Below are 9,515 nucleotides of genomic sequence, written 5' to 3' on the forward strand. Positions count from 1 at the left end.
AAGCCCGTCGAGATTGATACCCATATCGATACCGAACACCCCTGGGAAGACGGTCTAAACATCCGTAAAGGCCAGATCGGGGGCTAACGACACGCCGCCATTAGCAACTAATTTTGTCTATTAACCCGGCTTTATTCCAGGTCGATCAACACGCAGCCGATGTCTGATTTCGCTTCTAATAAGGTCCAGACACGGAAGAAACCCGTCAGCACGCCTAGTGATAAGCCCGTCGAGATTGATACCCATATCGATACCGAACACCCCTGGGAAGACGGTCTAAACATCCGTAAAGGCCAGATCGGACGTTAACGACACGCCGCCATTAGCAACTAATTTTGTCTATTAACCCAGGTTTACAGACCTATAGGGCCCACAACCGGGGCCTATAGGCCAAAAAATGAGGACCGGCCCTGGACTACTCCGAGGAGCAGCGGTACCGGTCTTGGTGCGATAACTCTACCAGATCATCAAGAAAACGCAAGCCCGGCTTCCGAACGGAACTACGCGCGGTTAGCCGCGGCGGGAGAATTCACGGGAACGGGCGACGGCGAGGGAATCGACCAGCTCGTTGGCGGCATCACCAGCGTGGCCTTTGACCCATTCCACTTCGGTGCGGCCGGTGCGAGACTCGTAAAGCGTGAGGAGGCGCTCGACGAGATCACGATTCTTCACCGGCTTCCCGTCCGCCTTCTTCCAACCCTTCGCGCGCCAACCGCGCGCCCATTTCGTCATGACATTAATGACGTACTGCGAATCCGCGCGGATAAGCAACGGCGCTTGGGTACCGTGCTGAGCCGCCACATATTCCAGACCCTCGATGAGCGCCGTCAGCTCCATAATATTATTCGTGGTGCGGGCCGCTCCTCCGCTATCCCGCGCCCCGGTGAGCTGCTCAACCCAGGCCCAACCACCCGGTCCCGGATTCCCCGAGCACGCCCCATCGGTGGCAAGCACCGCGGCAAAACCCGGGCGCGGGCTGCCGACCGGGCTACCGCTCCCGGCCGCCTGGGCCGGAGCGGGGCTGGCTGCTGCGGCGTCGTACCCCTCATCTTCATCCATGCCCGCGAGCGGCAGCAGACCCTGCACCTCGTTAGTCACGGCCTCCGCGGTGGCCGTGCCGCCCGCATCAGTATCCACAACCGCGCGCAGCAAGCGCTCGGAATCCGCGTGCCACAACACCCCGCTTTCGCGCCCCTCATCAGCTAAACCGTGGCGGGAAGCGAGCGGGGACGGCGCGGCGCCGTCGGCCAAACCTAAACGTTCGAGGGCGGCGAGGGTAGTGAAAGTATCCGTGCCGCAACGTTCGGCCAATTCAGCGGTTGTTAACCAGGTTGTCATAGCTTTAGGGTAGCGTGCCGGGCGGTGCGACCACGCATCCCGGGGATTCCGCGCAGTTATCCACAGGGTGTGGCGGCGGGCGCGCAAGGCCACCGGCCCTGTGCATACGCGCACGAAAACCGTTCCTGCCCGGTACCCTTGTACTAGGGAACCCTGTTCGGACCCAGAATAAGGAGAATAATGCTCAACCTAGCTGAATATCGCGACGCCCTGAAGCTCGACGACGAGTGGCCCGCGCCCGCCCCCTCGAAGCGCACCGACCGGGAACTTTTTGAGATTGCCTTCGGCGGTCTGGATGGCGACCTGGCGAAAATGACCGACCGGGAGCTCTTCACCGAACTCAACCACCGCCTCATCCAGCGTGATCCTGAAGAAGTTAATGAGGATGTGTCACGCGCGATTGACGTGCTGCTCTACCGGCTTTCCGGCTACCTCGGCCGCACCGAGGCACGCCACCTGGCTCGTATTTCTGACATGATGCCGGAATCGGAATACCCCGCTCGGGATAAAACCGTGATCTGGCGCGGGGATGCGCGGGAACTCGTGGTGGACGCGGTGGTCAATGGGGCGCGCCCGAACCTGCTGGGCTATCGTGATTACAATAAGCCCTCTATTGACCAGGCGATTCACGGCCAGGCCGGCCCGTGGCTGCGCAATGATTGCGCCACTCTGTACTCGATGTCGAATCGCGAACTGGAACCGGGCGAAGCGGCGCTGACCCGCGGGTATCGCCTGCCGGCACGCTACGTGCTCCACACCCTGCCGCCCACGGTGGAAGGTGAGGTGACGGATGCGGATCGCGCGGCGCTGGCCAGCTGCTACACCCGCTGCCTGGATCTGGCTTCGGAAAAGGGCGATATTACCTCGGTGTCCTTCTGCTCGCTGGCCACCGGCCATTCGCATTTCCCCTTCGCGGAAGCCACCCGGATTGCACTGGATACCGTGGCGCAGTGGTTGCACCAGAATCCGCGCTCGAATGTGAATCTGGTGGTCTTTGATATCTTCGCTGATGAAGATGCGGAACATTTCGTGCGCACGATTGAGCGCTGGGTGGAGGAATAATGAGCCAGGGAACTCCTGACTCCGTGGATCGCGGCCAATCTGGGTTCCAGGGTCAGTACGGTGCGCCCGCAGCGGCGGGTTCGGATGCGGGCATGGGCCCTGATCCGAACGTCGGTGCGGCCGGGAGCGCTGCTCCCCGTGCGGGCACCGGTGCTAACCCAGCCGGCCCGGCGTGGCCGCCTTCCACACCTCCCGCGGTTCCTGCTGGGGAACAAGAACAGCACCCCAGCAGCCGCGGATTCTGGGTGATGATCACCGTGCTGGCGATTATTGCCCTGGTGGTTTTCGCGGTGCTGCTCACCCTCGGCTCGTCCAACGGGCGTTTCGGGGGCAGCGCAGCGCCGCACCCCACTACTACCGCCACCGCACCGGCCACGCCTGGAGCAGGCGTGCCGGGCCAAGGCGGATCGGGCCAGGGCGCGCCGGGAACCATCCCGAATACCGCGCCCGGCCCCGTCGAAACGCGCTATACCCAGCTCGCCACGGATCGCGGTTGGGTGGCCGGTCAGGATTACATTCCCACTCAACCCGATGAGATTCGCACCCAGCTCCAGGCACTGCCGCAGCTGGAACCCTCCTCCGGGCAAACCGCAGGGAATCCCAAGGCCCCCGTGCACGTCACGATCTACTCTGATTACGCGTGCAGTTTCTGCAATAAACTCCACGCGGAATCCGTCCCGCAGCTCCTGGAACTGGCCAAGAAGGGCGATATTTACTTGGCTTACGTGCAGGTCCCGATTTTCAAGGACACCGTGTCCAGTGATCGCGCAGCCGCCGCCGCGCACGCGGCCGGATTGCAGGGCAAGTTCTGGGAATACTCGGCTCTTCTTTTCGACGGCGCAGCTGCCGCCGGCCACGACCCTGACAAGGCCGCGTCAATGTTCTCCGATGAAAACCTCGATGCTTTCGCCAACCAGGCAGGCCTGGATGTGGAGGCTTTCCGGGCTGCGCGTGACAGCTCCGAAACCACCAGCTTTATTGCCGCCCAGGAATCCTTGGGCCTAGAAACCCTGGGGCTGCGCGGTACCCCGGCGATCATTATCAACGGCACCGCGAGCACCGGCTACCAGCCACTCTCCGCGATCACCAATACGATTGAGCTGGAAAAGGAGCTCGTGGACTCGGCGGGTTAAAGATCCTAAGCAAGCTAGACTTAACGAAAATCAACAGATAGAAAACGGAGTATCCGTGGTACGTGCCCGACGCTAAAACCTCCCCATCCGGTGAGGCTGCGCCCCAGAAACACTTGAGGTGTCTCGGTTCATAACCGAGGCACTCTTTTGGGCACCTTATATACAGATATTTCGGGTAGTCCTGTTATTCCAACGCCTTATTACCGAGTATCGCTTTTCATGTCCTGCGAGCTTGGCCTCCCCGGTATGCACATCCCCTATGGCAGTCTTTGCATATTTTGGAGGTAAGCGTTCATGGATACCCCTATCCTCGAAGCTATCGAGGTAGAAAAAATCTACCCAAAGAAATCAACACCGGCCCTGACCGGCGTCAATCTTGCCCTCTACCCGGGCGAATTGGTTGCCGTTATCGGCCATAACGGAGCGGGAAAATCCACGCTCTTCGATATCCTTGGTGGGCTTATGAAACCCACCCGCGGCACGGTCACTAATTCCGTAGCCGAAAGCGCTATCGGCTGGTGCCCGCAGCGCGAGATTATCGACTGGTCCCTGACCGTGGCGCAAAACATCCTCCTGGGCCTTGATCTGCGGGTGGGCCGTTGGCATCGCCGCGCTGATATTGAGGACGTTGCGGAGGTTTTGGGCCTCTCGCAGCTCCTCGCCCGCACCGCGGAAACCCTTTCCGGCGGGGAATTACGCGCACCCAAATCGCCCGCGCAATTATCGGCGAGCCCCGCCTCATGATTCTGGACGAGCCAACCACCGGCCTGGACCCCACCGGCATCGACACCGTGTTCAGCTACTTGGGCTCCCGGGTGGAAGAAGGGCGCACCGTGCTGGTCAGTACGCACGAGACCTCTAAGTTTTCCGAGTATTGCACCCGGGTTATTGCTCTGCGCGGCGGGCGCATTATCGCCGATATGCCAGCAGAGCAGTTTATGGCTCATTGCCCTGGCAGCACCGACCTGTGGGAAGCCCTCAAGGCGTTCGAGGCCCTCGAATCACCCATGAATCCGGAAGCCGCTGCAGCCACAGAAGCAGAAGAAGGAACCCCGCTCCCATGAAAAAATCACTTATTCTCACTAAGTACCATATTGCTTCCCTGTGGAATTGGCGCGGCGTCTACCTCGGCCGCATCGTCGAACCGCTAGCATATTTCGTATTCCTGGTTGTCGGTATTTCCGGGATGCTCGACAGCGCGCAGAGCCGTAACTACCTCAGCTACGCCTTCACCGGCATCGTCTGCCTTCTGGCGTTCCGCGCTTTCGGCTACGCCACCTCCGATATCTCCAATGACCGCAAATGGGGGGTGTACGCGATTTTCATGATGCAGGGAGGGAAGGTGTGGGGCTATCTCGTGTCGATTATCGCGGTGGCATCCCTTGTCTTCCTTGTCCAATTCGCAGCGGTAGCCCTCGCCTACCTGGGATTATCTGTTGCGAGCGGATCCGGCGTGGACGGTGCCGCTCTTGTGGCGGGGCTGCTTATTGCGTTTCTGGTTGTGTGGGGCTGGGTGAGCCTCGGCGCGGCGGTGGGCGCCCTGGTGAATAGCTACGCGGCTCGCGATATGCTCGCCACGTTCACCACGCTGCCGGTGGTGCTCTCCGCCCCGCTTTTTTACGAGCTCAGCTCCGCGCCCACATACCTCCAGGTCATCGCGCGCTGCAACCCACTCACGTATCACGTGCAGTGGATGCGCGCCCCAGCGGCTGCGGATTTCGTGTACGCGCTACTCTGGGTTGGAACGACGACGGCGCTAGCCCGCTACGCCCTCAGCCGCGCAGATAGGCTCAGCTCCGAGCGGTAACCTTCCCGGCCCGGCGGCGCGGGGCATTCACGAATACTCCACAGGGTATGTGCAAAACTCGTAACCTCGCCTCACACCTCCGGCGCATCAACCGTCTGCCACATCTCCCACAGCCGGGCGTATTCCCCGCCGCGCGCCACCAGCTCATCGTGGCTGCCCAGTTCAGCAACGCGCCCGTCTATCATGACGGCCACCCGGTCCGCAGAATGGGCACTGTAGAGGCGATGCGCGATGGAAATAACGGTGCGCCCTTCCAGCACCCGTGCCAGGGCGCGCTCTGCCGAACGCGCCGCATTCGGATCCAACATTGCGGTGGCCTCATCCAAAATAAGGATCTGCGGGTCGAGCACAATAATGCGCGCCAGCGCTAGCTGCTGGGCCTGCGCGGGAGAAAGTTCCCGCGCCCCACCGGCCAGGCGCTCCTCCAGCGGCAGATCCAGTTCCACGGCCGCGAGCGCGGCCCGCATCTCCTCCTCGCTGGCATCCGCGCGGGCCATGCGCAGGTTATCGGCCACCGTCCCCACGAATACATGATGTTCCTGAGTCACCAGCGACACCGTGGAATGCAGGTGATCCTCACGGATCCGAACAGCATCCGCCCCGCCAATCCGCACGGTTCCGGATTCGGGCCGGTTAATACCGGCAATCAACCGGGCCAGGGTCGATTTCCCCGCCCCGGAGGGCCCCACGATAGCCAGATGCTCCCCGCTGCGCACCTCCAGATCCACGCCCTTGAGCGCGTAGGCGCGTGGCTCGCTCGGCCCGGCGTCGTCGTGCTGGGGGCGGCCGTAACGGAAACGCACCCCGCGCAATTCGACGTCCGTTCCGCGCGGCACGGCGGGGCGCGACTCCGGCGGCACCGTATCCACCCCAAAAATGCGGGCGAAAGACACCAGGGAATACTGCAATTCGGTGATGAACCAGCCGAGCTCTTCGAGCGGGCCCGCCAACTGGATCGCGAGCATCGTGACCGTGATGACTTCCCCAAGGGTGGCGGCACCGCGCGGGATGAGCAACGCACCCACCAGCGGCGTCACCAAGACCGGCAGCCACACGGACAGCGCCACGCCGGCGCGGAACAGCCACACAATCCCCGCGCCGTACGTTTCCACGCGCACGTGTTCCTCGATGAAGGTGCCCAGGCGCCCGAGGCGCACCCGGCCCAGGTTGAGGGCATCCACCGTGGTTTTTTGAGTCACAGTTTCGGAAACGGAACCCGCGAAGGCAGCGCGCACCGCGCTCCCGGATTGAAACACCGGGACGATGCGGCGCAGGAACCAGCGCACCACCGCGACCACCAGCGCCGTGAAGAAAAGCGTCCAGCCGAGGGCCGGGGCGGCCAGCAGCGCCGCGCCCAGCGAAACACAGACGGTGGTCACCAGCACCACGAGACTGGAAATTCCGCGTTGGATGAAGAATTGCACGCGGGTGATATCGTCCGTAGTGCGGCCCAGGAGATCCCCGGAGCCGGCGCTTTCCACCAGGTCAAGGGGCAGGTGGGTGATGCCGTGGACAACGCCGTCGCGCAGCTGGGCGAAGATGCGGTTGCCGAAATATTCCGCGCGCAAGTCCGCGAGGAACGTGAACAGCGTGTGGACGGCGACCGCTCCGAGCATCAGGGCGATGAGCCCGGCCGCGCGGGCGGCTGCTTCCGGGTGGCCGGCGATATCTATGGCCCGGCCGATCACGATGGGCGAAATGACGGCCGCGATCGCCGCCACTAGTTGCAGGCCCACGACCAGGCTGAATTCACCCAGGCGCCCGCGGACAATGCGCAGCAGGGCGCGCACCGAAAAACGGCGCGATGCGATAGGAAGGATCATGCCAGCTCCTCTCCGGTTTCCCGCACCACGATGCGGCGGTAGTCCGGGTGGTCGAGTAGGTGCGCGTGCGTGCCGCGCGCGATTTCTTTACCGTCACGAATAAGAACGACGACATCAGCCGCCCCCAGCACCAGAGGCGACGCCGAAACAACCACGGTGGTGCGCCCCTTCCGAGCCCTGGCTAGAGCAGCCGCGATACGAGCCTCGGTGTGGGAATCCACCGCGGAGGTGGGATCCACGAGGATGGCGATATCCGGGTCACTGGCCAGCAAGCGGGCCAGCACCAGGCGCTGGCGCTGCCCACCCGACACATTGCGGCCGCGCTCGGTCACCGCGCCGTCCAGGCCGCCCAGCGAATCCACGGCATCGCGGGCCTGGGCTGCGGCCAGCGCGGCGGTGAGGCGATCATCGGCGCTGGTATCCGCGGGGGCGTGCTGGTGGCCAGCCTGCCCGCTCGCATAATCCTCGAAAAGCTGAGCGAGGGTGCGGGCCGGAACCTCCGGGGCGTGCTCCCCCTGCAGGTTCTCACGCAGGGTACCGGCGAAAAGATCAGCAACCGGCCCGGAATAGCGGATATGGGCGCGCAGTTCATCCAGGGGAATATCGACGGCGCGGGCGTCGCCCGAGGTGAGCGCCTCGCCCGGCTCACCGTCAGCTGGCGAGGTGGGCCAGCGCAGGTGGATGTCGGCGTCGTCGTTCATCCGCGCGAGCCTTGCCGCAATGGCGGTACCCTCCTCCACGTTCTCGCCCACCACGGCGGTGAAACGCCCCGCTTCGATGTGCAAGTCCGCCGCGGCGTCGTACAGCGATATATTGCTCCAGGCCGGGGGAATCACGGTGCCGGTATCGGGCAGCAGCGGTTCGGCCGCGAGCGCGCGGGTGATTTTTTTGGCGCTCACCCAGGCGCCCACCGCGGTCGCCGCGAAGCTCGCGAACATGACGATCGGCATGGAGAGGATGGCACAATAGCCGGCGAACGCGAAGAGTTCGCCGGCGGTGAGGTGGCCGCCCAGCAGCATGCCCACTCCCACGGTGACGATGACCGCCTGGAAAATAAGCGGCCCGCCGTTCGTAACCGTGGACATGAGAGCACGCGAGGGTGCGGCGTCGAAACCGGCCTTTTTGACCGCTTCCGATTGTTCGCGGTAGCGCGCATTGTAGTAATCTTCCCCGCCGACGCCGCGCATGACCCGCAGCCCGACCACGCCATCGGTTGCCAGGGTGGTGAGTTTGCCCTGTTCTTCGCGTAGCGGTTCACGCCATTTGGCCATGACGCGCGAAATCCAGGAGATGACCGCCATAACGAGCGGCAGGCCGATAATCACCGCGAGGCCGAGCGGCACGCTCATCCGCATCATGAGCACGGCCACCAGCCCAAAGGACAGGAACGACGCGAGCGTTGCCGGCGTATTGATGAACATCGAGCCGACCATATAGGTATCCGAGTTGAGCACGGAGACGACGTCACCCGTTTGCATCTCCAGATTGGTGCGGCGCGGGAAAAGTCGGGCGGCGAGGGTGCGCTGCGGATTAATCATCGTGCGCATCCAGATCACATTTTCGGGGATTTCCGTGCAGAGTGTCAGGGCAAGAACAAGGGTGGCGACGACGAAGGCCCCCGCCGGAGCGAGGAGCTCGGACGTGATGCCGTGCTCCAGCCCGGAATCTAGCATTTTCCCGACGAAGTGAATCTGGCTGACGCTTGCTACCGAGGTCAGGCAGGCGATGAGCGTGGTCAGTGCGATCACCCCGGCATTTTCGCGGCCAACGGCGAGGAGGAAGGCGAGGGGGCGATTCGGGTAGGCGTGAATATGTTCTTCGGAGAAGCGCAGCGAACGCGGGCGGAAGCCGGCGAAGCGGGAGATATGCGGGGTGGGTTTTGGGTGCGTGGAGGACGCGGAACGCGTAGCGGAAGTGGACGCGGCCGAGGGCTGGGTCATGGGATTCCTCAAGATGCTGTGATTCGAATATTCCGTGGAGGTGGAGCAGAGCACGCGAAAATTGCGGCGGTACGAGGAGCGGGCGCGAGGGCGCCGATGTACCTACCGGTGAGTGCTGCGTGCGTGACCTGGCGTGACTGCCGCGCTTCAACGCGAGGCGCCACGCCGATCTACAGGAATAGTTGAATGCCCATGGGTGGAATCGTAGCACAGAAATTCCCGGCGCCGGGCGCGGCCCCGTCCGGTAGCAGCGCGCCCGAAAGCCGAACTTTCCATAAACCACGTGGTCAAGTCCTGGGTAGTGGTGTATCTGTGTTCTCGAATCATGATTGTCATTCTCTGGTTTCGATACTAATAAGGACTGGATATCAGATACCGGTCAAGCAATAACGTCCTTCCCACTAATAGTCTT

9 protein-coding genes are annotated in these 9,515 nt (G+C 62.9%); 6 read left to right on the top strand and 3 right to left on the bottom strand.

The annotated features are described in order from the left end of the window. Positions 1-159: 159 nt before the first annotated feature. The gene (locus DDD64_RS08860) at positions 160-309 is read left to right on the top strand and encodes a hypothetical protein (RefSeq protein ID WP_164545981.1); all 150 of its coding nucleotides are present in this window, start codon (positions 160-162) and stop codon (positions 307-309) included. A gap of 201 nt (positions 310-510) precedes the next feature. Here DDD64_RS08860 and DDD64_RS08435 read toward each other — a convergent pair whose 3' ends face one another. Further along, on the bottom strand, positions 511-1,338 hold the full coding sequence (locus DDD64_RS08435; RefSeq protein WP_126135925.1) for a ribonuclease H family protein: 828 nt from the start codon (positions 1,336-1,338) through the stop codon (positions 511-513). A 180-nt stretch (positions 1,339-1,518) separates the two neighbouring features. On the opposite strand from DDD64_RS08435, the gene DDD64_RS08440 reads away from it, so the two are divergent. From DDD64_RS08440 to DDD64_RS08460, 5 genes are all read left to right on the top strand, one after another. Further along, positions 1,519-2,400, top strand: coding sequence for a macro domain-containing protein (locus DDD64_RS08440; RefSeq protein WP_126135926.1), 882 nt, complete (start codon positions 1,519-1,521; stop codon positions 2,398-2,400). Then, positions 2,400-3,533 (top strand): DsbA family protein, encoded by a 1,134-nt coding sequence (locus DDD64_RS08445; protein ID WP_126135927.1) that lies wholly within the window; start codon positions 2,400-2,402, stop codon positions 3,531-3,533. The genes DDD64_RS08440 and DDD64_RS08445 overlap by 1 nt, the downstream gene beginning before the upstream one ends. A gap of 294 nt (positions 3,534-3,827) precedes the next feature. Beyond that, positions 3,828-4,277, top strand: a complete 450-nt coding sequence (locus DDD64_RS08450) for an ATP-binding cassette domain-containing protein (protein WP_126135928.1) — start codon at positions 3,828-3,830, stop codon at positions 4,275-4,277. Further along, positions 4,274-4,597 carry an ATP-binding cassette domain-containing protein gene (locus tag DDD64_RS08455; protein WP_126135929.1) on the top strand — a complete coding sequence of 108 codons (324 nt, stop codon included), beginning with the start codon at positions 4,274-4,276 and terminating at the stop codon, positions 4,595-4,597. The genes DDD64_RS08450 and DDD64_RS08455 overlap by 4 nt, the downstream gene beginning before the upstream one ends. Then, positions 4,594-5,340, top strand: coding sequence for an ABC transporter permease (locus DDD64_RS08460; RefSeq protein ID WP_126135930.1), 747 nt, complete (start codon positions 4,594-4,596; stop codon positions 5,338-5,340). Before DDD64_RS08455 ends, DDD64_RS08460 begins: the two co-directional genes overlap by 4 nt. A 71-nt stretch (positions 5,341-5,411) precedes the next feature. Here the strand turns inward: DDD64_RS08460 and DDD64_RS08465 are convergent, their stop codons facing one another. Together DDD64_RS08465 and DDD64_RS08470 are read right to left on the bottom strand one after the other, a co-directional pair. Next, on the bottom strand, positions 5,412-7,163 hold the full coding sequence (locus tag DDD64_RS08465; RefSeq protein ID WP_126135931.1) for an ABC transporter ATP-binding protein: 1,752 nt from the start codon (positions 7,161-7,163) through the stop codon (positions 5,412-5,414). Beyond that, the gene (locus DDD64_RS08470) at positions 7,160-9,103 is read right to left on the bottom strand and encodes an ABC transporter transmembrane domain-containing protein (protein ID WP_126135932.1); all 1,944 of its coding nucleotides are present in this window, start codon (positions 9,101-9,103) and stop codon (positions 7,160-7,162) included. The genes DDD64_RS08465 and DDD64_RS08470 overlap by 4 nt, the downstream gene beginning before the upstream one ends. Positions 9,104-9,515 lie beyond the last annotated feature (412 nt).

The organism is Actinotignum sanguinis, assembly GCF_003957255.1.
Classification (GTDB): Bacteria; Actinomycetota; Actinomycetes; order Actinomycetales; family Actinomycetaceae; genus Actinotignum; species Actinotignum sanguinis.

Coding starts and splice junctions, on each gene's coding strand:
- DDD64_RS08465 (WP_126135931.1), bottom strand. CDS start 7,163: ATGATCCTTCCTATCGCATCGCGCCGTTTTTCGGTGCGCGCCCTGCTG.
- DDD64_RS08435 (WP_126135925.1), bottom strand. CDS start 1,338: ATGACAACCTGGTTAACAACCGCTGAATTGGCCGAACGTTGCGGCACG.
- DDD64_RS08460 (WP_126135930.1), top strand. CDS start 4,594: ATGAAAAAATCACTTATTCTCACTAAGTACCATATTGCTTCCCTGTGG.
- DDD64_RS08445 (WP_126135927.1), top strand. CDS start 2,400: ATGAGCCAGGGAACTCCTGACTCCGTGGATCGCGGCCAATCTGGGTTC.
- DDD64_RS08440 (WP_126135926.1), top strand. CDS start 1,519: ATGCTCAACCTAGCTGAATATCGCGACGCCCTGAAGCTCGACGACGAG.
- DDD64_RS08860 (WP_164545981.1), top strand. CDS start 160: ATGTCTGATTTCGCTTCTAATAAGGTCCAGACACGGAAGAAACCCGTC.
- DDD64_RS08455 (WP_126135929.1), top strand. CDS start 4,274: ATGATTCTGGACGAGCCAACCACCGGCCTGGACCCCACCGGCATCGAC.
- DDD64_RS08470 (WP_126135932.1), bottom strand. CDS start 9,103: ATGACCCAGCCCTCGGCCGCGTCCACTTCCGCTACGCGTTCCGCGTCC.
- DDD64_RS08450 (WP_126135928.1), top strand. CDS start 3,828: ATGGATACCCCTATCCTCGAAGCTATCGAGGTAGAAAAAATCTACCCA.